The 23,863-nt window shown below is 48.1% G+C and carries 17 protein-coding genes; 14 read left to right on the plus strand and 3 right to left on the minus strand.

Features of this window, described 5'->3' with window-relative positions:
- Window positions 1-69: 69 nt before the first annotated feature.
- From ACGTIC_RS07770 to ACGTIC_RS07805, 8 genes are all read left to right on the plus strand, one after another.
- Window positions 70-1,599, plus strand: a complete 1,530-nt coding sequence (locus tag ACGTIC_RS07770; protein WP_113856021.1) for a cobyric acid synthase — start codon at window positions 70-72, stop codon at window positions 1,597-1,599.
- An 8-nt stretch (window positions 1,600-1,607) separates the two neighbouring features.
- Window positions 1,608-2,549 carry an adenosylcobinamide-phosphate synthase CbiB gene (cbiB, locus tag ACGTIC_RS07775; RefSeq protein ID WP_307788680.1) on the plus strand — a complete coding sequence of 314 codons (942 nt, stop codon included), beginning with the start codon at window positions 1,608-1,610 and terminating at the stop codon, window positions 2,547-2,549.
- Entirely contained in the window at window positions 2,543-3,400 is an 858-nt protein-coding gene (locus tag ACGTIC_RS07780; protein ID WP_113856019.1) for a GHMP kinase, read from the plus strand. The genes cbiB and ACGTIC_RS07780 overlap by 7 nt, the downstream gene beginning before the upstream one ends.
- Before the next feature lie 4 nt (window positions 3,401-3,404).
- Window positions 3,405-4,484, plus strand: a complete 1,080-nt coding sequence (gene cobD / locus ACGTIC_RS07785) for a threonine-phosphate decarboxylase CobD (protein ID WP_113856018.1) — start codon at window positions 3,405-3,407, stop codon at window positions 4,482-4,484.
- Between the two features lie 267 nt (window positions 4,485-4,751).
- Window positions 4,752-6,092, plus strand: coding sequence for a branched-chain amino acid transport system II carrier protein (gene brnQ / locus ACGTIC_RS07790; protein ID WP_059077244.1), 1,341 nt, complete (start codon window positions 4,752-4,754; stop codon window positions 6,090-6,092).
- 200 nt (window positions 6,093-6,292) lie between these two features.
- A complete protein-coding gene (locus tag ACGTIC_RS07795) occupies window positions 6,293-6,574 on the plus strand; it encodes a thioredoxin domain-containing protein (RefSeq protein WP_059077245.1) in 282 nt (93 codons plus the stop codon).
- Between the two features lie 195 nt (window positions 6,575-6,769).
- Window positions 6,770-7,216, plus strand: coding sequence for an Rrf2 family transcriptional regulator (locus tag ACGTIC_RS07800; RefSeq protein ID WP_162816261.1), 447 nt, complete (start codon window positions 6,770-6,772; stop codon window positions 7,214-7,216).
- A 12-nt stretch (window positions 7,217-7,228) separates the two neighbouring features.
- Complete coding sequence (locus ACGTIC_RS07805; RefSeq protein ID WP_257536523.1) at window positions 7,229-7,705, plus strand: ester cyclase; 477 nt, start codon at window positions 7,229-7,231, stop codon at window positions 7,703-7,705.
- 83 nt (window positions 7,706-7,788) lie between these two features.
- Here the strand turns inward: ACGTIC_RS07805 and ACGTIC_RS07810 are convergent, their stop codons facing one another.
- On the minus strand, window positions 7,789-8,868 hold the full coding sequence (locus tag ACGTIC_RS07810) for an HAD family hydrolase (RefSeq protein WP_257536522.1): 1,080 nt from the start codon (window positions 8,866-8,868) through the stop codon (window positions 7,789-7,791).
- A gap of 154 nt (window positions 8,869-9,022) precedes the next feature.
- Here ACGTIC_RS07810 and ACGTIC_RS07815 point away from each other — a divergent pair, with 154 nt between their 5' ends.
- Window positions 9,023-9,745, plus strand: coding sequence for an alpha/beta hydrolase-fold protein (locus ACGTIC_RS07815; protein WP_257536521.1), 723 nt, complete (start codon window positions 9,023-9,025; stop codon window positions 9,743-9,745).
- On the opposite strand, the gene ACGTIC_RS07820 is transcribed toward ACGTIC_RS07815, so the two are convergent.
- Window positions 9,675-11,045, minus strand: a complete 1,371-nt coding sequence (locus ACGTIC_RS07820; RefSeq protein WP_113856017.1) for an amino acid permease — start codon at window positions 11,043-11,045, stop codon at window positions 9,675-9,677. The genes ACGTIC_RS07815 and ACGTIC_RS07820 overlap by 71 nt on opposite strands.
- A gap of 223 nt (window positions 11,046-11,268) precedes the next feature.
- On the opposite strand from ACGTIC_RS07820, the gene ACGTIC_RS07825 reads away from it, so the two are divergent.
- A complete protein-coding gene (locus ACGTIC_RS07825) occupies window positions 11,269-11,826 on the plus strand; it encodes a flavin reductase family protein (RefSeq protein ID WP_075582259.1) in 558 nt (185 codons plus the stop codon).
- A 195-nt stretch (window positions 11,827-12,021) separates the two neighbouring features.
- Window positions 12,022-12,402, plus strand: a complete 381-nt coding sequence (locus tag ACGTIC_RS07830) for a hypothetical protein (RefSeq protein ID WP_257536520.1) — start codon at window positions 12,022-12,024, stop codon at window positions 12,400-12,402.
- Between the two features lie 8 nt (window positions 12,403-12,410).
- On the opposite strand, the gene ACGTIC_RS07835 is transcribed toward ACGTIC_RS07830, so the two are convergent.
- Window positions 12,411-13,331 carry a LysR family transcriptional regulator gene (locus tag ACGTIC_RS07835; RefSeq protein ID WP_162816260.1) on the minus strand — a complete coding sequence of 307 codons (921 nt, stop codon included), beginning with the start codon at window positions 13,329-13,331 and terminating at the stop codon, window positions 12,411-12,413.
- 197 nt (window positions 13,332-13,528) lie between these two features.
- On the opposite strand from ACGTIC_RS07835, the gene ACGTIC_RS07840 reads away from it, so the two are divergent.
- From ACGTIC_RS07840 to ACGTIC_RS07850, 3 genes are all read left to right on the plus strand, one after another.
- The gene (locus ACGTIC_RS07840; protein ID WP_070807778.1) at window positions 13,529-14,725 is read left to right on the plus strand and encodes a PLP-dependent aspartate aminotransferase family protein; all 1,197 of its coding nucleotides are present in this window, start codon (window positions 13,529-13,531) and stop codon (window positions 14,723-14,725) included.
- A 422-nt stretch (window positions 14,726-15,147) separates the two neighbouring features.
- Window positions 15,148-15,327 (plus strand): type II toxin-antitoxin system RelB/DinJ family antitoxin, encoded by a 180-nt coding sequence (locus ACGTIC_RS07845; protein ID WP_075582262.1) that lies wholly within the window; start codon window positions 15,148-15,150, stop codon window positions 15,325-15,327.
- A gap of 400 nt (window positions 15,328-15,727) precedes the next feature.
- Entirely contained in the window at window positions 15,728-23,833 is an 8,106-nt protein-coding gene (locus ACGTIC_RS07850; protein WP_162816259.1) for an ESPR-type extended signal peptide-containing protein, read from the plus strand.
- Window positions 23,834-23,863 lie beyond the last annotated feature (30 nt).

The following is a 23,863-nucleotide window of genomic DNA, read 5'->3' on the forward strand; positions in this document are numbered from 1 at the left end:
GTTGTATCTCCGGCAGGTTTTCTTTATAATAATGATGTATGTTTTACACTTTAGAGGTGGTGAATCGATTTGACACAATATATTATGCTCCAGGGGACGAGTTCCCACGTAGGCAAAAGTATCCTGACGACGGCGTTATGCCGTATTTTTTACCGCATGGGACGGCAGGTCGTCCCCTTTAAGGCACAGAATATGGCACTCAATTCATACGTGACCCGTCAGGGACTGGAAATGGGGCGGGCCCAGGTAGCCCAGGCTGAAGCTGCCGGACTGGAACCCGCGGTCGATATGAATCCGGTCCTGCTGAAACCGACGGGAAACAGCTGTTCCCAGGTCATCATCGATGGTCTGCCAATTGGGAATATGTCTGCCCGGGACTATCATAAAGGGTATTCTCTCCGTGCCTTTTCTGCTGTTACGGAGGCTCTGGAGCGGCTGAAACAACGGTATGACACGATTGTCATTGAAGGAGCGGGCAGCCCGGCCGAAGTCAATCTCCGGGACCATGATATCGTCAATATGCGCGTTGCAAAGTATCTCCGGGCACCGGTCCTGCTCGTAGCCGATATCGACCGTGGCGGATCTCTGGCAGCACTGGTTGGTACGCTGGAACTGCTTGAACCGGAGGAACGGGACTTGGTCAAGGGGCTGATTATTAATAAATTCCGGGGAGATATATCCCTGTTTACGCCGGCCGTGGATTTTCTGGAACAAAAGACGGGAAAACCGGTCCTAGGCGTCATTCCCTATATAGAGAAATTGGGAATCGATGAAGAAGACTCGGTTTCTCTCGATGACAAACCGCGCGTTCCTCAGACAGGAGATGTACAGATAGCTGTCATCCAGACGCCGAAAATTTCTAATTTCACTGATTTTGACAGCCTGGCGGAAGAACCAGATGCATCGCTGTACTACGTCCGTACAGTAGAGGAGCTGGGACATCCCGATGTCATCATCCTGCCGGGTAGTAAGAATACGACCGAAGATTTGCGCTGGCTCCGGGCATCGGGACTGGCCGATTGTTTGTCCTTGCAGGTGAAAAGGGGGACGCCCGTCATTGGCATTTGCGGAGGATATCAGATGTTGGGACAGTCTATTTATGACCCGCATCATACAGAATCAGATTTTTCGGAAGTAGCCGGCCTGGGATTGCTGCCGGTTACGACGACTTTTGCCGACTGGAAACAGACCTATCAGGTACAGGCCCTGTGCCGTCCCTTTTCTTTCATGGGAGAAACACTGCAGGCCGGAAGACTTGGGGGATACGAAATTCACATGGGTCAGACTGACGTGGCGCCCGGTGCTGTCGAACCGTTTGTCGTCTGCCAGCGTTCGGGCAGGGATTGCTCACTTACGGTGGGGACGGCCCGGGAAGATGGTCTTGTCTTTGGTACGTATATTCACGGTCTCTTTGACAATGACCCGTTCCGCCGGGATATGATTAATATCCTGCGCCGTCACAAAGGGCTTGCGCCTCTTCCGGTACAGCGCAATTACCGGGCGGAAAAAGAACGCAGTTATGACCGTCTGGCGGCGGTGACGGCACAGCATCTCGATATGGATACAATATTACGGATAATGAGAGATAGTGGCTTATGATAACATGTTTGGCAGCATTTATAATCGATACACTGATTGGTGATCCCCGTACGCGTCTCCACCCGGTGGCCCTCATAGGAAAACTCATCGGCTGGCTGGACCATCTCTTTTATTCCAGACAGGCCAGACCGCTTATGCAGATGACGGCCGGCATGGTTGTTGTCCTTCTGGTTCTCCTCGTGGTGTTTAATGTGTTGTACATCCTGTACTGGGGACTCGATATTTTGGGAAACGTCTATGTCACGACAGGCGTAGAAGCACTGCTCCTGAGCTTTACTATCTGTCCACGCAGTCTGGCCAGTGCGGCAGGGGAAATTTATACCTTCCTCGTTCATCATCATCTCGGTGCTGCCCGGGAAAAGGTTGGTTGGATCGTAGGACGCGATACAGACCAGCTCGATGAAGGAGAAATTGTGCGGGCGACGGTAGAAACGGTGGCAGAAAATACGACGGACGGAATTATTTCCCCGCTATTTTTCTATGCCCTTGGCGGTCTGCCCCTGGCGCTGCTTTACCGGACCGTCAATACCATGGATTCCATGCTGGGGTATAAGAATGAAAAATATCTCTATTTTGGCCGGGTGGCAGCTCGGTTGGATGATGTATGCAATTTTATTCCGGCGCGGATTACGGGCCTGTTATTTGTCATGGCAGCCTTCCTCCTGCGACTGGATTATAGAAATGCCTGGCGCATGATGCGCCGCGATGCCGCAAAGCATCCCAGTCCCAATGGCGGCTATGCCGAAGCTTCTGTTGCAGGGGCGCTGGACATCCGTCTTGGCGGGTATAATTCCTATTTCGGCAAGATGACCTTCCGGGCCTACATGGGAGATGCGCGACAGCCGCTCAAAGCCCGTCATATCCGCGGGGCAGTGCAACTCATGTATACCGTAACAGTGATGGGAGCAGCCCTTGCCATTTTGTGCTGGGCAGGGAGGGGGCTATGGTGATACGCGTCCGTGTTCCCGGATCCTGTGGGGAACTGGTACAGGGCGTCTGTCATGGGACGCCCTTCCTTCTGACCTGTCCGGTTCCGATTTTCAGCACTGCTGTTGTATCTGACGAACCGGGCTTTTCACGGCTCCCGCCAAAGGCAGCACAAGCCGTGAATTTTACGTTATCATATTTGCACTGTTCGTCCTTTCCCTATCATCTGCAACTTGTTTCGTCCATTCCTCGGGGAAAAGGTATGGCCTCGAGCAGTGCCGATGTAGCAGCAGTGATACAGGCCGTGGCCTGTGCCTGTGGCAGGACACTGAGTGAGCAGGACGTAGGCCATCTGGCGGCTCGTGTAGATCCGACAGACGGCGTTTTTGCCCGGGGACTTTCGCTGATTCAATACCGTCGTGGCAATATCATCCGGTCGTATGAACCGGTCCCGCCCATGAACGTTGCCATACTGGATACGGGTGGCACGGTAGATACGCAGACCTTTCACCACCAGTGGGATAAAACCATGCCGTACCATACAGCTCCGGCTGTGGCTGCGCTCTCCCTTCTTGACAAGGAGCCGACGGAAGAGCAGATTGGAGAGGCGGCAACGATGAGTGCCCTGGCTCATCAGAATATATTGCCAAAACCAGCCCTGCCCCAGCTGATACAGGCTTGCCGGGAAATGGGTGCTTTAGGCGTTAACGCGGCTCACAGCGGTACAGTGTGTGGCGTATTATTTCCTTCCTTCATGCCTGTTTCTGAAGTGAAGCAGTGCATGACCGAATTGACAGCCCGCTTCCCTGATTATACCTTACTAGATGTGGTGCCCCTTATCAGTGGTACTATGGACATAGAGAAAGAAGAGTGACTGTATGATCCGTCCCTTTGAACACGGAGGAAATATATACCGCCATGCAGGCGGCAGGCCTGTACTGGATTTCAGTGCCAATATCAACCCTTTGGGTCTGGCTGAAGGCGTCCGCAATGCCATATCGTCCCATCTGGACGATGTCATTCACTATCCGGATCCTGATTGCACGGCCCTGCGGGAAGCTCTGTCCCGGTTTTATCATCTCCCTGTGGAAACTATCGTTCCTGGAAATGGGGCAGCGGAACTGCTATACTTGTATTTTCATCATTTCCACTTCCGGCGCGTCTGTATTCCCGTTCCGGCTTTCAGTGAATACGAACGGGCTGCCCGGTCTGCCGGGGCAGAGATTGTATATGCTTATCTGGAAGCAGATAAAGCGTTTCAGCCTGATCTGACTGCTATAGCAAGTCAGGTCAAAGATGCTGATTGCATTGTCCTCGGCAATCCCAATAACCCTACGGGAAATCTCATCAGACGGCAGAAATTGATTTCCTTTCTCGAACGGGCGGTACAACGAGGGCAGTTTGTCATTGTCGATGAATCTTTTCTTGATTTCCTCGACGATGGTCCGGATTTCACTGTGGCAGACTTTGCCAGCCAGTCCGGTCAGGTTTTTGTCATCCATTCACTGACGAAATTTTATGCTCTGCCCGGTCTGCGGCTGGGGTTCGGCATCGCACCCGAAGCAGTTATACAGGGATTAATGGAGCAGACGGATGTGTGGCACGTCAATACGTTGGCTCAGACTGCCGGTATAGAAGCCCTTGCAGAAACGGCATATCAAAAAGCATCACGGGCACTGGTAAGAGAAGAAAGAGACTGGATGAGCCGGATGTTGTCCTGCATTCCCGGAGTGACAATATGTCAGCCGTCGGTCAATTTCATTTTATGCCATATCAGACAGACGGGCCTGACAGCGACGGTACTGGCCGGACACATGCAGGAGCAGGGCATCCTCATCCGTGACTGCAGCAACTATCCGGGGCTGGATTCCTACTACATCCGCCTGGCTGTCCGCAGCAGGGAAGAGAATGAGTATGTCGTAGAGACAATAAAAGCATGCTTAAAAAATAAAAGTTAATTATTTTAAGAATAACAATAAGAAATCTGGCAATATTATCACATTAACATATCGTTTCAGACATTATAAAGGAAAAAATTCACATTTAAATTAAATGAAGATTAAAGCAAAGTTAAAATAAGGTTAAATATGCAAATTTGCTACTTATAAGGGTAGATAACTTTAAAAATTTATGGTAGAATGAGACAAACAATAAATGAAGCAGAGCTTCTGGTATGTTGTTATTATTCTATATTATCTGTTCTTATAAGTAAGGAGGTTTGACGTATGGGAGGAAAAAAGGGCAATAGAACGATTGCAATTGGCTTAATGTTATTCGCCTTATGGTTTGGTGCCGGTAACCTTATTTTCCCTGCATCCATGGGTCAGGCAGCAGGTACGAACGTCTGGTACGCTGTTGCTGGTTTTGTTATTACCGGTGTAGGCTTGCCGCTTTTGGGTGTACTGGCTATGGGTTATTCGGGCTGCAGCAACCTGCAGGAATTGATGAATCGTGTAGATAAAAGATATGCTATTTTCTTCACGGTCATTTCCTATCTGGCTATTGGTCCTGCCTTTGCTATCCCCAGAACGGGGACGGTTTCCTATGAAATTGCCGTCCGCCCGCTTCTCGATGGCGGCGGTTCCCAGCCAATCATGTGGGCATTCCTGGTGTTATTCTTTGTATTTTCCTGGTGGCTTTCCATCAACCCAGCTAAACTGGTTGACCGCATCGGCAAGGTCCTGACACCGGCTCTGCTGCTCACCATTCTGGCTCTGATTGTAAAATCCCTGATTACGCCTATGGGCGTTCCCCAGCCGCCACTGCCGGCTTATGCTACGGCAACTACTGCACTGGCACAGGGTGCTATCGATGGTTACAATACGCTGGATGCCATCGCAGCCTTCGTATTTGCCATCCTGGTCATCGAATTCGTCAAAGAAGACGGTGCTACGACGAAAGAAGAAATTACCCATGAAGTATTCAAAGCCGGCGGCCTGGCCGTATCGCTGCTCGCTTTCGTCTACGTCTTCGTCGCCTATCTCGGTGCCCAGTCCGTACAGGCCATTTCCATGCAGGAAACGGGCGCTCCTGTTCTTTCTATGAGTGCTCAGATTCTCTTCGGCTATGGCGGCGCTCTGCTGCTGGCAGTCATCGTACTCCTGGCATGTCTTTCCACTTCAATCGGTCTGATTACGTCTTGTGCAGCGTACTTCCATCAGCTCATCGGCAAGACGAGCTATAAGAATTACGTTACCATTTTTACCATTGCATCCTTTGCAGTTGCAACTGCCGGCCTGAAGACCATCATCGTCGCCGCTATCCCGGTCCTGATGTTCGTATATCCTCTGGTCGTTGCCAACATTATTCTTACCTTTACCCACAATCTGTTTGGCGGTCGCCGCTGTGTATGGGTCTGCTCGACAATCTTCACTTTTATACCGGCTCTCGTAACGGGCCTGCAGACAGCTAAGATTCCGCTGGGACCGATTGATGCCATCTTCAAGGGATTGCCTCTCCATTCCCTCGGTATGGACTGGATTCCGTTCCTCGTAGCCGGATTCATCGTCGGTCTGATTTACAAGGCAGTCGTTCCCGACAAAAAAGCTGAAACAGAAGAAGCGTAAAAACGCATATAGGATGTAATGTAAGAAAACCGGAGCTGTCATGGTGAGACGGCTCCGGTTTTTCTAATTATTTTTTTGTGGAAAATTCATATCAACTATGCTATAGTAGTATTATAAAACACAACGAAAAACGTTTGTTTACCCTGCAGGCAGGGCGGAAATCCTGCTTACAAATATATCATTGGAGGAGTGTGTACGATATGAAAAAAATTACCGCTTTTTATCTGACAGGCTGCCCGTATTGTGCTAATGCCAAAAAGGCACTGAAAGATCTGATTGCAGAAAACCCGGAATATGGGAAAGTAGAAATAGATTGGATTGAAGAAACCCAGCATCCGGACCTGGTGGCTGGTCATCAGTATTATTACGATCCCAGCATGTTCGACGGCTTCCATAAATTATATGAAGCTCAGCCGGGAGAAAGCTTTGAAGAAACAAAAGCCAACGTCCGGCGCGTTCTGGACTATGCATTGAAATATTGATAAATAGAAATAGAAACGGGCTCATCGCATGCCGATGGGCCTTTTTATCGTCCAACGATTTCGTCATCCTGACGTCTTTTGGTATTGGAGCAGGGAGCAGGCGGATTACGTATCATATATTTTTGTTGTTGCTCTTTACAATACAACGAAAGTATGATAAGATGTAGCCGTTCGGACAACAACGAATGAAAAAAGGTGATTCCGTTGAAATTTTCCAGCCGTATGACCGTGGCCATCCATATCCTGCTGTATCTGGAAGAATATGAAAAAGAAGAGAAAGTAACATCTGAAGTCCTTGCCGATACGACCGGTGTGAATGCAGTCAATATACGCAAGACGCTACAGCTCCTGAAGAAAGCCGGATTCATTGAAATCCGCAGAGGGACTGGTGGTGCCTGCCTAAAAAAAGCGCCTGGAGATATCACGGTGAGGGATATTTTTGGAGCCGTAGAGGATTCCACGGAAGAACTGTTCCATATGCATGAGCACCCGAATACGAACTGTCCTGTCGGAAAGTCAATCAAAGGAGTACTGGACAGGCATCTTGATGCATGGAAACAGCTGTTGTTGCAACAGATGCAGGGCGTCACTTTAAAAGAGTTGTTTTTAGAGATGCAGGATGAAATGAAGAAACATGAATGAGGAGGAACTTTTATGAAGATGAAAAAGATGAAGAAAATGATGGCGGTACTGTTGGGATTGAGCCTGGTTACGGCCATGTCTGCCGGTCCTGCCTTTGCTGCGGATAAGATGCCGGCGTTCAAAAACAACAAGCAGATGGTCGAATATTTCTGGAATCAAGTATTCAATAAGCACAATACCTCTGTCATCGACAGCATGACAGCTCCAAACTATATCCAGCATAGCCCGGGTTTTGCTGATGGACGCCAGGCTTTCGAAGATGGTATTCAGGGATTCCTCAAGGAATTTCCCGAAAGCAAAGCAGTCATCAAACATATTGGTGCTGATGGAGACCTCGTGTTCATCCATAACCATATTACGCTGAATGCTTCGGACCGGGGGCAGGCGGCAGTCGATATTTTCCGTGTCAAAGATGGAAAAATCGTAGAGCACTGGGACGTTATCCAGGATATTCCGGAAAAAGCAGAAAATAGCAATACTATGTTCTGATTGAATCTGCCGGGAGTATGAAAAAAACTGGCATGGAGCATGTAGAGCATGTTCTATGCCAGTTTTCCTTATTTTGAAGTTTTTTAATTTGTTTTCTTTACATTATCCCCGTAGATAGTTTTCCAGTCATTTTTCATGGAAATGGTATTCCAGCCATTTTCGTCGGATGTCTTCTTATCCCGTTCTGCCCGTTCAGGACGACCGTATTCACGTTGCGTATCGTCGCAGAGAACATTGAAGACTTCTGCTTTATAGGGATTATCCTTTAAGGTATAGCGGAACATAGAATAATCACCGCTGCTGTTGCCAAAGGCCAGAACCGGCTGGATCCCGATTTCCCGGACGATGGAGGATACTTTATTCATCTTTTCATTTACCCGGTCCAGCGTACCGTACTGAATGGTATCTTCGTATGTCATCTGGTAGGAACCGCCGTCTGTATTTCCCTGATGACTGGCGACAATCTGTGGATCCGAACCGATGATCTGATTAGGACGGATATGGATGACATCGCGGGTCAGTGCGCGGACGAGGGGACGGTCCGAAGCAGAGACGATGTAACACGTAAAGTCATTGGACTGCAAATAGGAGATGACTTCTACCATAGGCATATAAAATGCTTCGCCATAGGTCAGGTTGGTCAGGCCGATGACCGGCTTTTTCATGAATCCCTGCGCATAGGTGTCCAGGGACTGCGGCGTCATTCCGGCTAGTCCGGCATATAGTTTATTGTACAAATTATTGTCGATTTCCGGTGGAACGGGCTTGCGCTGGGAAATGGCATCCCAATAGTCCTGGGCAAATTTTTTATCTTCTGCCGATACCTGACAGTTCGGATCGTGAAGGACCCGGTCAGCATAAAATACACCATCTGTGTAGGACGGCGTCCGTTCACCTAACAGGGTCCCGTCCATGTCAAAGACGGCCAGGCGATGTTCTACGGGGATGAAATGGGGACTCTTCGGATTGGTTACATCCTTTACATACGATACCAATTTTTCCTTAGCGGCGGAATCGCGGTTCCAGTACTGGAAGTTTCCTGCTTTATTGACGTGGATGGCTGCCAGCTCAGCCCGGCTGGCCCCTTCAATCGTTCCCGTCATGGTGAAACTGGTCAGCATAGCTGTGATGGCTAAAATGGATGCAAAGTGTTTCCTCTTCACAATGATCACCTCATGATTATAGGATTTGTGCTTATTATAACACGAGAAATCATGACAAACAACCAGGACAGATAAAATAAGTACTGTCCCATTTTGTTTACGTTTTCATACCATGACTTGAAATAGCATGAACACGATAAGGAAGGTGAATTTCTTGGACAAGACGATATATTCTATTGACGGTAGAGACTGTCTCTTGTATTCGACAGGCAAGCCGGCATATATGCTGGTCCAGCCTGTCGATGACCACGACCGGGAAGTGCTGGATGAGCAGGTTACAGCTATTGCCGAAGCCTCTCAATTGCCCTTCGTATTTGTGGCATTTCCTGTGGTGGACTGGAACGGGGAATTATCTCCCTGGGATAGTCCGGCTGTTTTTGGACCGGATGACTTCGGGCACGGCGCGGCGGGAACTCTGTATTTTGTAGAAAATGAACTTCTGCCAGCTGTCCGAACACAATTTCACTTGTCTGACGAAGTGCCTGTCATATTAGGCGGCTATTCTCTGGCAGCTCTCTTTTCTTTGTGGAGTGGCTGGCAGACCGATATCTTTTCAGCTGTTGCTGCCGCTTCCCCCTCTGTCTGGTTCCCTGGCTGGTTGGACTATGCCAGGCAGCAGCAGCCAATGACGAAAGCCGTATATCTGAGTCTGGGTGATAGAGAAGAACGGACGCGAAATCCCATCATGGCGACGGTAGGAGGCTGTATCCGTCAGCAGTATGCGCATCTGGAAATACTGCCCCATATCCAGACCACGTTAGAATGGAACAAAGGAAATCATTTCCAGCATACGGGTCAGCGTTGTGCTAAGGCTTTTGCCTGGTGTATGTCGGCATTGGCGAAGGAGACAGACGGCGCCAGCAGCACCAGAGGATAGCCAGCCAGACAGGCATGATGAGGACGGCTGTGAGCATGTCCGGCATCTGGGTCATCATGAGTACGATGAAGCAGAGGAAGGCAAGGCAGAAATAGTCTGCTGCCGGGTACCAGAGAGACGGAAATTTCGTCGTCCTGCCCATTTTCTGGCGGTAGGCCTTGAATTTCAAGTGCGTCACGATGATGGTGACCCAGTTGATGATGGTAGCGCCGACTGTAAGGGACAGGAAGTACATGAAAATTTTTCCTGGGAAGAAATAGGTTACGGCGACGACGAACAAGGTAAGGCCCGAGCAAAGGCAGAGCGTGTGGACTGGTACGCCCCGGGCCGACAGCTCCCTGAACCATTGTGGGGCATGACCTTCTTCTGCCAGTCCATAGGCGATGCGGGAATTGCCGTAAATTGCCGAGTTATAGACGGAAATGGCCGCCGCCAGGACAACGAAATTGAGGAGATTTGCCGCAGACGGAAAGCCCACATTGGTGAAAATCTGGACGAAAGGGCTGTTCTGCGTGCCAATCTGATTCCACGGCCAAAGGCTCATGATGACGACCATCGTACCGATGTAGAAGACGAGAATGCGCCAGATAATCTGATTGATTGCCTTGGGCAGGGAGCGTTCGGGATTTTCTGCTTCTCCTGCGGTGATACCGATTAATTCGACGCCTCCAAAAGAAAAGATGACCGTTACCATAGCCAGACAGAACCCCCAGATTCCGTTTGGCAAAATGCCTCCATAGGCCCAAAGATTACTGAAATCCTGCGGAAATGGCCGGCTGTCCTGAGCAATAAGCCAGGCCCCGAGAAAAATCATGCCTATGATAGCGGCTACCTTGATGAAGGACATCCAGAACTCCGTTTCGCCGTAAGCGCGGACATTGACCAGGTTGAGGCAGGTAATGGCGATGAGGCAGACAAGAGCTGTGATCCACTGGGGCAGGTCCGGGAGCCAGTAATGGACATAAATGCCGACAGCTGTCAATTCAGCCATGCTGATGATGACGTAAGAAAACCAATAGTTCCAGCCCAGCATAAAACCCGGAAAAGAGCCCCAATACTTGTTGGCATAGTAACTGAAGGAACCGGATACGGGCTCTTCCACAGCCATTTCGCCTAACATGCGCATGATGAGGAAAATGACGATGCCACAGATGAGATAGGCTGCGATGATGGATGGGCCGCCCAGGGAAATCGTCGATGCCGACCCATAAAATAAACCGGTGCCAATAGCGCCGCCAAGAGCAATCATCTGAAGATGACGATTCTTCAGGCCGCGCTGCATTTGAGATTCTTTTTTCATATATATGACCTCCTGACTAAAAAAAACGACCGCACGAAAGATTACACCCAAGGTGGTGTACCCCTTCATGTGGTCGTTTGACGATGACATTCTGTTTATTAGTATAGAACAAAAATGTGGTTTGTCAATCGAGCAGATTTTGTACGGGCAGAGGCCTGTCTTCCCGTCAGGTGGTCAGATAGTGTATACTAAGTAAAGAATAACTGATAAGGAGGTATATCTGATGAGTGTAGAATTTGAAGGGAAGAAGGCGTGCATCGCGCCGGAAGGGGTATTCATCATCGGGACATATGATGAAAAGGGTGTGCCCAATGCCATGAATGCGGCCTGGGGTTCCCAGTCGGATTACGGTGAAATCACGCTCTTTCTGGCAAAGCACAAGACGACGGACAACATCAAGCACACCAAGGCCTTTACGGTAGCCTTCGCAACGAAAGATACGGTGGACATTGCCGATTACTTTGGCGTAGAAACGGGCAACAAGGTGAATAAGATAGAAAAAGCAGGCTGCCACGTCCACAAGAGCCTTCATGTCAATGCCCCGATTATCGAAGAATTTCCGGTCACACTTGAATGTGAATGCACCAGCTATGATGACAACACAGGCATTCTCGTAGGCAGAATCGTAGCCCAGCAGGCTGATGAATCGGTTCTGACTGACGGCAAAATCGATTACGACAAACTGCAGCCCATCATCTTTGACATTTCCACCATGACCTATCGCCTGATCGGCCCCGTCGTAGGCCAGGCCTTTCATGATGGATTGAAAATAAAAAGATAAGGCCTTCAGACAACATCAAAAAGGGGGCTGTAACATAATAGCCTCATCTAAAAAAATGGACTCAGTTATCTGAGCCCATTTTTTTAAGCAAAAGAGGCCCCAAAGGGCCTCTTTGCTGGTATAATTATTGTATGCTAAACAAAATCAACCACGTAAAGTATACCAAAACTTACTTACACTCCGAGGCAACTCGTTTTGCCATTGGATTATGGCATTGGCCGTTTCTTTCACCGGATTCTCATAGCCGTACTTCGCCATTTGCTTGTCCAGTTTGTGCATCAGTTGTCTTTACTGGATTCCGTAGATTTTACAGAATGGTATATGGATGAAACCAAGATGGAAGCGAATGCGAACCGCTATACGTTTGTCTGGCACAAGCGAGTGGAAAAAGGGATAGCTAAGCTAAAGGAAAAACGGCGGCAAATTCAGGAACAGATGCTGGCTTTCACTTCCCAGTCGGAAATGCTGCTTCATCGTATGAAACAAAATGAAACGACGCATACGGAAATCGTGAAACGGCAAAGGGAAGACCTGAAGGCCTGTCAGATGAAATTAGAAAAGTTGCTGGAGGAATGATATCAGCATTATCTGCCCGGATTGTAAGTCTTTAGTGATTGCTGGATGCCCTGTATGAGAGCATTGATGATTTCGTTGGATGGCTGTGCATGGAGCTGTACATAACCAATCTGAGCCTGTACGGTGAGACCTGACAAGGGAATGGCGGTGATGGCCGATGGCATGACTGCCGGGATGAGGCAGCCCGTGCCGATGTTCAGGCAGTCCGTACTGGCCAGAAGGTTGTTGGTCGTCCCCCGGTCGTATGAATAGATGATTTTGTCATGATCTTTCAATGTGACCAGTTCTTCGTCGGCGTATCTCGTGGCTGCGGATTGGGCATACTGAATCAGTGGATAAGGCCGTATATCGCCCAGTGTCACCGTCTGGTGCTGGGCCAGGGGATGATGGATATTCATGAATACGTGAGGGATGACAGGGCATAATACGTGGAACGACAGGCCCCATTTGTCCAGTACCTGATGGATGTAGTGACTATTTTCTTCAGTGATAGCAACGATACTGAAGGCACTTTTTTTTAAGTATACGTCTTCCAGTGCCGTAATGGTTTCCGTTTCTTTCAGGGAAATGGTGTAGCGTTCCTGTTGAAAAGTATGGAGAAAATGGATGAAGGCATCGATGACAAAAGCATAATGTTGGCAGGATATCTGCAGGTGGAGCCGTGTCACATCGTTTTTTATGAGATAATGGTTGCGTAGTTCGTCGGCATCGGCAAGGACTTTATCGGCCAGCTGTAAAAATTCGATGCCTTCTGCCGTCAGGCTCACCCCACGGCGGGATCGGTCAAAGAGCGTAATGCCAAATTCCTTTTCCAGGTCCCGTATGGCTTCGGACAGACTGGGCTGGGATATGTACAGACGGACGGCTGCCTGATTCATAGAACGGCAGCGGGCGATTTCTTTTACGTATAATAACTGTTGTAGACGCATAGTGCACCTCATTACATAATAGATAATACCTATTACTGATGAAATAATTTTTATTAGTAAAGTAACTCGTTTTATGATACTATAACCGCATAGGCAGGTCAATGAATGTATGATGGACAGACTGAATAGATACTTAAAAATATGTGGTACTGTCACATCGGTTTTATCTATATAGTGCCTGATGAGGGGGAATGGTCATGAGTACAAGTCATCTTACAACCAAGTTGTGCCGGGCGGGGGAACATGAACTGGCCAAGGAAATAGCGGAATCGGTATCGGTTCCCAAAGTCATTCCTATTTACATGAGCAGTGTCTTTAGTTTTGACGATGTGCCTACGCTGGACAGTGTCTATGAAGGTAAAAAATCCGGTTATGTGTACAGCCGCATGGCAAATCCGGGCCTTGATGCGGCTCAGGATGTGCTGCGGGCTGCCGAAGGATCCGATGGGGCTATCGTTTTCAGTGCCGGTATGGCTGCCATCATTACGACTATCATGAGCAATGTAAAAAGCGGCGATCATATCGTATCGTCGCCGGTTCTGTATGGCGGTGTCTACGATTATTTTGCCAATGAACTGCCACGGTGGGGTGTAACCGTTGATTTTGTCGATTTTGATACGGAAGATATTGAAGCTCATATCAAACCGAATACGAAGCTCGTCTATACGGAAACGATAGCCAACCCGCTCATGGAAGTTACGGATATCCGCAAAGCGGCAGCTGCTGCTCATGCGCACGGATGCAAACTCGTCGTAGATAATACCTTTGCTACACCGGTCGTCTGCCGGCCGCTGGAACTGGGTGCCGATATCGTCGTCTACAGTGCCACCAAGTACCTGGGCGGTCATAGTGATTTCACAGGCGGTGCCGTCTGTGCCGGTGCGGCGGATATTGCCAATATCCAGAAATATGCTACGTTGTACGGTGACCTCCTGAGCCCATTTGACTCGTTCCTCCTGACGCGCAGTATGCGCACTCTGGAGCTGCGTGTCCGCCAGCATAGTGAAAATGCACTGAAAGTGGCGCAATTCTTGGAACAGCATCCCAAGGTGGAAAAAGTATATTATGCAGGTCTTGAAAGTTCTCCCTATCATGATCGGGCTGTCTCCCAGTTTACCGATGGCATGTGCGGCGGTATGGTCAGTGCCGACATTGCCGGCGGTGCTAAAGGAGCAGAAGATTTTATTGCTGCCTGCCAGTACATCAAATTTGTACCGAGCCTGGCCAGCTTCTCGACGACCCTGTCCTATCCTGTCAAGACAAGCCACAGGGCCTATCCGCCGGAAGAACTGAAGAAATGTGGTATCTCTGCTAGCATGATCCGGTTCTCCATTGGCATAGAACACGCTGATGATATTATTGCCGATATGGATCAGGCACTCAGTAAAATCTGATATATGTAAGGTAAAGAAAACGCCTCAGAAAGTGACATGGCTTTCTGAGGCGTTTTTATATTCTATGCGTTTTTTGTACGTTTCTTATAATACCATGATGTCTATCTGGAAGAATCATGAATAATAAATATAAATAATATAAATAAAAAAATAATATTAAATAAAAAATAATCGATAAAACTGTAACAAAATAATACTTTGTGGTATAATAGTGGCGTAATAATAGATAAATAGAATAGTTTGTCATTCCTACCGTCTACTGGGGGGGGACTTTGCGTTTTGGTGATGATATCGGAAAGTAACGAACGGGGTTGAATGTTAGACTAGGACCAGAAAGTGATATAGCGCACCATAAATGGCCCAATAAAGAAACAAAATGCAATGATTAAACGGCTCGTTAGTAAGAAATAGGAGTGTATACAATGGCACAAACGACGATTTGCATCCGTTTAGATGAGAATTTGAAAAAAGAATTTGAGCAGTTTTGCAGTTCTACGGGCATGAGTATGTCAACGGCGATTAACATTTTCATCATGAAATCTGTACGGGAACAACGGATTCCCTTCGATATTACTGCTAAAGATGAGACGAAGAAATCATAAGTAATGTAAGCGGTTGGCGTGATGTATGAATAATACCACAGTAATACCATATTATTGTTGAATATCAAACTAAGATATCTCTGTAATACCACATAAAATGCTCTTTTCTTATAAAATTTTTTATGTAATATTTTATTAATATATTGTATATATGATATATGAATTATTTATTATAAAATGAATAAATATATCGAAACAAAATGATGTAAAGACAGCTGTAAATAATATTTTTATGGCTATATAAAGCCTTTTAATCACATAAAATACATGCTATAATTCCTTAGCTTTAAGATTGTATAATACGTATAAAATTGTAATAAAATGAAAGGCGGTGTAATAAAAAACTATAGAATGTCTGCGCGTATTATCAAATCGTTAAAAACAAAGGATGCGTAATTTTATGAACAAAATATTTAAAGTTATTTACAGCAAAACCAGGCATTGCTACGTTGTCGTCTCAGAACTAGCAAAAAGTCATTGCAAAACCACACAAAGTCATACCGCCAGAAGCAAAACAGCCCTGACGGCAGCTGTGTTGCTGGCCTTGGGAGCTTTCTCGTTTGTAGGGATGCCAGTGGTGCAGGCGGCCGACGGCACTGAAAGCTTACGAAATAACGATTTTGTAGGAGCTAATGATCAATATTGGTATTATGATGAAGATAAGGGTGAATGGACAACATATCAATATAAATTGACTAGTGCCTTTAATAACCGTGCACGAGGCAAATTACCTAACTATCAGGGCGGTGGTGCAAAGTTCCCTGGTGCCGTCACCGCAGGTTTATACGCACAAGCAGGACAGCAGACGGTTACCATTGGTGATCGTAATGCTGGCCAGTCAAAAGGCAGTGTATTCATAGGCGAACATAGCGGATATAATAATGGGAATAATGATCCTGCTGGGATGAAAAACAACTATGTGACATCTGTTGGGTTCCAATCTGATGCTACCGGTTGGGGTTCTATTGCCATCGGCTCTAATGCAACCGCTGAAAATTCAAAGATGGAGAGCCAAGTTGTAAAAGAAGTAGGGAATGCTAATACTTCTGGTACAGTAAGTGATGATACTTATGGAATAGAAGAAAACCCGACAATCCAGGGAGCTTCTGTAGCTTTAGGCTATAACGCTCATTCAAAAGACGGTAATATCGCCATTGGTTCCTATTCAGATGCTACATCTACAGATAAAAATGATTCCTACGTCTCCGTAGGTAATGCAAACCTTAAGCGTCGCATTACCAATGTCGCTAAAGGTACCGATAACTCCGATGTTGTTACCGTTGGTCAGATGAATGACGCTATTAAACAAGCTGATAATTTGAACGTCAATGCCGGTTGGGGCATCAACGTTGCTGATGAAAACGACCCGACGAACACCGGAAAGGGAACTAAAAATGTCATCAGCCTGAAACACAATCTTGGCACGGGGTACAACGATGACGAGGCTAACGGCATGATCATCGGCGGTCTGGTTGAAGACAGAGATCCTGCAAAACAGTACGGTGCTGCTGATGCAAATTCCGTTATCGTCGGTGCTGGTAAGGCCTTGGCATCCGGCAAGAGCAGTGTCGTTGTCGGTGGATTGGACAATGTTGCTTCTGGCGCTACGTCTGTAGTCGTCGGCGGTGATAACAATAATGCAGCAGGAAATCAGTCTGCTGTATTCGGTGGACGTGATAACACGGCTGCTGGTATTGCTTCTACAGCCGGAGGCGGTATCATGAATGTTGCCAATGGTCAGCAGGCTGTTGCTCTTGGTGGTGCATACAACTATGCATTGGGGACTTCTTCAACCGCCATCGGCGGAACGGGCGGCAATGGTATGTATGGTTACAGCACTAGTGTAAATGGTAACTACTCAGTTAGTCTGGCTGGTGGTTCTACCGGTACTGATGCGTTAAATGGCTTAGCGGCAGGTAATCAGTCCGTTGTCACAACAGCTAATGGTACAGCCGTTGGCTATCAGGCCACAACTGATAAAGAAGGCACGATTGCGTTTGGCCATGATGCTGGAGATGTATCTGGTTATGCTGTCACATGGAAAAAGCGGACCGATGGCAAGACAAATGCAGATCATACAACCAACGATTATACGCAGGTTCCCGATTCTGTAACTCCTACGACATATAAAGATGCTTACTACAACCGCCTTGTCAAAGTTGCCGACGGTCAGGATGCCCATGATGTCGTCGTCATGGAACAGCTGACCAAAGCTACAAACGATTTGACGAAAGACCTCTCTGTCAATGCTGGCTGGGGCATCAACGTTGCTGATGAAAAAGACACGACCGGAAAGGTAACTAAAAATGTCATCAGTCTGAACCGCAACCTGGGGACGAACTATGGGAATCCGTGGAAAGGTGAAGGGAAAGTCACTTTTGAAGCAGGTGGCGAAAATTCCATGATTCTTGGCGGCGCCGCATCTATACTGTTCAACAACGAAGGGGATAATGTCAAGGCCGGGGCATATGGCAAAGATTCGGTCCTTGTGGGCGGCTTCAATAATCTTATCGATACCGTTGCAAATGATGTGACTCAGACAGGAGAAAATGCTGTCATCGTTGGCGGTGATACCAACACAGTTACAGGCCGAAGATCTGTTATTGTCGGAGGTTATCAAAATAAGGTATCTGGCGGCCATTCTATTGTAGTCGGTGGTGAATTGAACGAAACAGACGGTGGAGGAGCCGGAGTATTTGGTGGACAGTCGAATAAAGCCGCTGGTGGGCACAGTTCTGTCTTAGGCGGCGACCATAATGAAGCCGATGGAGACTGGTCCAGTGCAATAGGTGGTACAATAAATACAGCATCGGGAAGATATGCCACTACTTTAGGCGGAATAAATAATGATGCGAAAGGAAATGAATCTGTTGTCGTTGGCGGCGTTCAGAATGTTGCCATAGGAGAGGATAGTACAGTCAATGGCGGGGCTAAAAATACCAGTTATGGAAGTTCCTCTTATGCTGCTGGCGGTATGAAAAATATGGCCTTTGGCAATGCTTCAGTTGCCTTAGGTGGTCAGGATTCTAGTGTAAATGGCAACGCTTCGACTGGAATCGCTGGAGGTTCTACTGGTGAGAATGCGATATTCACCCTGGCTGCCGGTTATCAATCTGTAGTTACTGATAGTGGTGTAGAATGGCGTCCTATCACACAGGATGAAGCAGATAAAATCAATCAAGGAATAAAATCCTGGCCTGGATTCAGTGGAGAGGTGGATACTGGTGATGGTTCTTCTTCTCCAAAGGTTTTGGACCGGATTTCAACAGCTGTCGGTTATCAGTCCACTGCCGATGCGCCGGGAGTCATCGCCTTTGGCCATGATAAGGGAGATGTAGCTTCCGTAGCAAAAAAATGGAAACAGAAAGCCACTATGGAAGTTGACGATAATTATTCAGTAAAATATTACGATGCAAACCATAAGGAAATTTCAGCTGATGATTATAATAAGCTAGTCAATTCAGATGGGACGTTAAACGATTACACTCAGGATCCTATTGAAACAGAAACAACATATCAGTCTGCCTACTATAACCGTCTCGTCAAAGCCGCTGACGGCATTGATGCCCATGATGCCGTGGTCATGGAACAGCTGAAACCGTATACCAAATCGGACGCATCTAACGTTGGCGCTAATCTGAAGACCTACACCGTCGGCAATGATGGAGAAACCATTACAGAAACCGATGCGACAGCAGACCAGAAGAACGCCAATAAAGACGCCTGGGGCAAGGCTCTTGGTGCAGAACCGTTTACTACAGGCACATCCGATGCTGCTACGAATGCTTCTACTTCGGACCAGCTGGTAACGGGCAAGACGCTGTACAACTACGACGCACCGACTGCAGCTGCTGACAAGAAATTGAATTATGTGTCGGCAAACAATACGACTGGCCAGAACCTGAGTGCTCTCGATGCACAGGTCAAAGCCAATGCAGATAAGGGCCTGAAATTCGCGGCTAATTCTGGGGCCGAATATACGGCTAAGCTGGGTAGTACGGTGAAGATTCAGGGCACTGCCAAGAAAGAGGGCCATGAATACACGGCTGATAATCTGACCACGGAAATTGATGAAAATGGCAACATCACCATCCTCATGGATAAGGATATGTCCGTGGAAAAACTTGCTGTAAACGGCAAGGATGGCAAAGATGGTGCTCCCGGCACTCCCGGCAGCATCGGCATCAACGGCCGGGACGGCCAGTCCGGTGTTGGTATTGACGGCAAAGACGGTATCTCCATCAAAGGCAGAGATGGCAAAGATGGTGTAACCATGAAAGCTGTCGATGGCAAGGATGGCACGGAAGGCCATATCGGCCTGACAGGCCCTGCTGGCACCAATGGCATAAATGGTGCAGATGGAAAGCCGGGAACTTCCATTGATATCACCGTCAAGAACGGCTATGATGGAGCAAATGGTGTCAACGGTAAAAATGGTGTGGATGGAACGAGCCTGACCCGTATCGTCTACAAAGATGGTGCTGGTGAACATCAGGTAGCTACCATGGAAGACGGCTTGAAATTCAAGGGTGATGATACGACTGTCATTAACAAGAAGCTCAACAACACTCTCGATATCATCGGCGGTGCGAAGGGCGACCTGACAGAAGGCAACATCGGCGTCAACAGCACGACGGATGGCAAGCTGAAAGTCCAGCTGGCAAAAGATCTGACAGATATCACATCCATCAGCAACCAGAAGACCGAAGGCGGCAAGACCACCGGCGCTAAGATTACCCTTGGCACCGATGGCAATGTTGATGTCAACGGTGGCAAGATTACCCATGTAGGCAGTGGCATTGAAAAAGATGCTACTGGTAACATCACAGAAGCAAGCAAGACGAATGCTGCCAACATCGGCGATGTCCAGACCATTGCAGAAAGTACCGCTACAAGTTTGACAGGCAAGGGACTGAAATTCGCGGCTAACTCTGGGGATGAATACACGGCTACGCTGGGCAGCACGGTGAAGATTCAGGGCACTGCCAAGAAAGAGGGCCATGAATACACGGCTGATAATCTGACTACGGAGATCGATAAAGATGGCAACATCACCATCCTCATGGATAAGGATATGTCCGTGGAAAAGCTGGCTGTAAACGGCAAGAATGGCAAAGATAGTGCTCCCGGTACTCCCGGCAGCATCGGCATCAGTGGCCAGGACGGCCAGTCCGGTGTTGGTATTGACGGCAAAGACGGCATCTCCATCAAAGGCAGAGATGGCAAAGATGGTGTGACCATGAAAGCTGTCGATGGCAAGGATGGCACGGAAGGCCATATCGGCCTGACAGGCCCTGCTGGCACCAATGGCATAAAAGGTGCAGATGGACAGACGGGAACTTCCATCGATATCACCGTCAAGAACGGCTATGATGGAGCAAATGGTGTCAACGGTAAAAATGGTGTGGATGGAACGAGCCTGACCCGTATCGTCTACAAAGATGGTGCTGGTGAACATCAGGTAGCTACCATGGAAGACGGCCTGAAATTCAAGGGTGATGATACGACTGTCATTAACAAGAAGCTCAACAGCACTCTCGATATCATCGGCGGTGCGAAGGGCGACCTGACAGAAGGCAACATCGGCGTCAACAGCACGACGGATGGCAAGCTGAAAGTCCAACTGGCAAAAGATCTGACAGATATCACATCCATCAGCAACCAGAAGACCGAAGGCGGCAAGACCACCGGCGCTAAGATTACCCTTGGCACCGATGGCAATGTTGATGTCAACGGTGGCAAGATCACCAAGGTAGGCAGTGGCATTGAAGAAGATGCTACTGGTAACATCACAGAAGCAAGCAAGACGAATGCTGCCAACATCGGCGATGTCCAGACCATTGCAGAAAGTACCGCTACAAGTTTGACAGGCAAGGGACTGAAATTCGCGGCTAACTCTGGGGCCGAATACACGGCTAAGCTGGGCAGCAAGGTGACGATTCAGGGCACTGCCAAGAAAGAGGGCCATGAATACACAGCTGATAATCTGACTACGGAGATCGATGGAAATGGCAACATCACCATCCTCATGGATAAGGATATGTCTGTGGAAAAGCTGGCTGTAAATGGCAAGGATGGCAAAGATGGTGCTCCCGGCAGCATCGGCATCAACGGCCGGGACGGCAAATCCGGTATCGGTATTGATGGCAAAGACGGCATCTCCATCAAAGGCAGAGATGGCAAAGATGGTGTGACCATGAAAGCTGTCGATGGTGAAAATGGTACAGAAGGCCATATCAGTCTCACGGGACCCGCCGGCACTAATGGCATAAAAGGTGCAGATGGACAGCCAGGAACGTCGATCGATATCACCGTCAAGAATGGTTATGATGGAAAAGCTGGAACAGATGGCAAGGATGGTGTCAAAGGTGAAAAAGGTGTCGATGGTACAAGCCTGACACGTATCGTTTACACAGATGGTGCCGGTGAACATCAGGTAGCTACCATGGAAGACGGCTTGAAATTCAAGGGTGATGATACGACTGTCATTAACAAGAAGCTCAACAGCACTCTCGATATCATCGGCGGTGCGAAGGGCGACCTGACAGAAGGCAACATCGGCGTCAACAACGACAGCGGCAAGCTGAAGGTCCAGCTGGCAAAAGATCTGACGGGCATCACGTCCATCAGCAATCAGAAGACGACTAAGGTTGACGGCAAGGATGTAACCACCGGTGCTAAGATTACTCTTGGTGCTGATGGCACGACTACCATTTCCGGCGGCGATGTTAATGTCAGCGGCAATAAGATTACCCATGTAGGCAGTGGCATTGAAACAGATGCAAATGGCAAATATACCGTTACAGACCAGAACAAAGGCAATGCCGCTAATATCGGCGATGTTCAAAACATGGTCAATGATGCCAAGACAGAATTGATCAGTGGTGATAATGGTCTGAATAACAAAGCCAATATCGATGCATCCAACATCGGGGCTAATCTGAAAGATGAAGATGGCAAGACTCCGGCATCTGATGCTAAAAAGACTGCAAATGAAAATGCCTGGGGCAAGGCTATCGGTACTGGTGAAATCGAAGCCAATAATGGCCAGCTGGTAACGGGTAATACCGTCTATAATGAAGTCCGTCCTAAGGAAGATGGCAACTATGTGAAGACAAATCAGACTACGGGTGCAAATCTGTCGGCTCTGGATAGTAAGATTGGCAAATTGGATGACGATGCAAACTACATCAAGAAGGATGACAGTATTTCTAAGAACCTGAGCACGCTCGATGCACAGGTCAAGACCAATGCCGATAATATCGCGAATAACACTAAGTCCATCCAGAATATCACGAACAGCGTGAAAAACCTCAGCGATAATGCTGTCCAGTATGACAAAGATTCCAATAAGACAAAAGTCACGCTGGGCGGTGAAGGCGGCACGACAATCACCAACGTCAAGGATGGTGCTCTGAGTGAAAAAAGCTCGGATGCCGTCAATGGCAAGCAGCTCTACAACGAACAGAAAGCTCGTGAAGCGGCTGACAAGGACATTACTGAAAAGGTGACGAACAACACCAATGAAATTACCAAGATTAAGAATGGTGACTTCACGGATGCTAGCAAGACAGCTATCCATAATATTGCCAAGGATGCTGTCAAAGTTGTCGATGGCAAGAATACGACGGTCACTAAGGTCGATGGCACGGATACGACTCCGACGACGTATGCCGTCAATGTCGAAGGCACGGGCAAGGTCGCTTCTGGCGATACCGGTCTGATTTCCGGCGACACGCTCTATAAGGAAGTCCATGTCGATAGCGATGGTTCCTATATCAAGAGTAACAATACGGTCGGTCAGAACCTGTCTGCTCTGGATTCGGGCCTCAAGACGACGAGTGACCTCATACACACGAACGCCAAGGGTGACACCATCCAGATTGGTGGCAACAGCACGGCTACGAAGATTGATGTCAGCGGAAAGGATAAGGATGGCAATACTACAGGCCGCGTCATCACAGGAGTCATGACAGATGGCAAAGATCTGACCAGTGCGGCAAATGTCGGCTATGTCAACGGTATTACCAGTGCCAATACACAGCAGATTTACCGCGATATGAACAATGCCTATAGCCGTCTGGATACGAACATCAACAGAGCGGCAGCCGGCAGCAATGCTTTGGCGGCTCTCCATCCGCTCGATTTCGACCCGGCTGATAAAGCCAGCTTCGCCGTCGGTTACGGCCATTACCGTAACGCCAATGCAGCCGCTGTCGGTGCCTTCTATCAGCCGAATGCCAATACCATGGTCAACATGGGCATTTCTATTGGCAATGGCGACCCGGGCTTCAATGCCGGTGTCTCCTTCAAGATTGGCAAAGGCTCCGCATACAACGGCGTCAGCAAGGCTGAAATGGCACAGACAATCCATGATCAGGCTGAAGAAATCTCGGCTATTAAAGCGAACGATGCAGCCAAGGATAAACGAATCGATGCCCTGGAAAAAGAAAACCAGGAAATGAAGAAACAGATTCAGGAAATCCTGTCCCGTCTGAATGGATAAGTAGTACGTGTCTGCATAACGAAAATAGAA

Origin of the sequence: Megasphaera hexanoica, assembly GCF_043520715.1 — a bacterium.
GTDB lineage: Bacteria > Bacillota > Negativicutes > Veillonellales > Megasphaeraceae > Megasphaera > Megasphaera hexanoica.

What these genes read in the sequence shown, in the direction of transcription:
- ACGTIC_RS07845 (WP_075582262.1), top strand. Translation starts at nt 15,148, where the DNA reads ATGGCACAAACGACGATTTGCATCCGTTTAGATGAGAATTTGAAAAAA.
- ACGTIC_RS07840 (WP_070807778.1), top strand. Translation starts at nt 13,529, where the DNA reads ATGAGTACAAGTCATCTTACAACCAAGTTGTGCCGGGCGGGGGAACAT.
- brnQ (WP_059077244.1), top strand. Translation starts at nt 4,752, where the DNA reads ATGGGAGGAAAAAAGGGCAATAGAACGATTGCAATTGGCTTAATGTTA.
- ACGTIC_RS07795 (WP_059077245.1), top strand. Translation starts at nt 6,293, where the DNA reads ATGAAAAAAATTACCGCTTTTTATCTGACAGGCTGCCCGTATTGTGCT.
- ACGTIC_RS07820 (WP_113856017.1), bottom strand. Translation starts at nt 11,045, where the DNA reads ATGAAAAAAGAATCTCAAATGCAGCGCGGCCTGAAGAATCGTCATCTT.
- ACGTIC_RS07780 (WP_113856019.1), top strand. Translation starts at nt 2,543, where the DNA reads ATGGTGATACGCGTCCGTGTTCCCGGATCCTGTGGGGAACTGGTACAG.
- ACGTIC_RS07835 (WP_162816260.1), bottom strand. Translation starts at nt 13,331, where the DNA reads ATGCGTCTACAACAGTTATTATACGTAAAAGAAATCGCCCGCTGCCGT.
- ACGTIC_RS07805 (WP_257536523.1), top strand. Translation starts at nt 7,229, where the DNA reads ATGAAGATGAAAAAGATGAAGAAAATGATGGCGGTACTGTTGGGATTG.
- ACGTIC_RS07825 (WP_075582259.1), top strand. Translation starts at nt 11,269, where the DNA reads ATGAGTGTAGAATTTGAAGGGAAGAAGGCGTGCATCGCGCCGGAAGGG.
- cobD (WP_113856018.1), top strand. Translation starts at nt 3,405, where the DNA reads ATGATCCGTCCCTTTGAACACGGAGGAAATATATACCGCCATGCAGGC.
- ACGTIC_RS07850 (WP_162816259.1), top strand. Translation starts at nt 15,728, where the DNA reads ATGAACAAAATATTTAAAGTTATTTACAGCAAAACCAGGCATTGCTAC.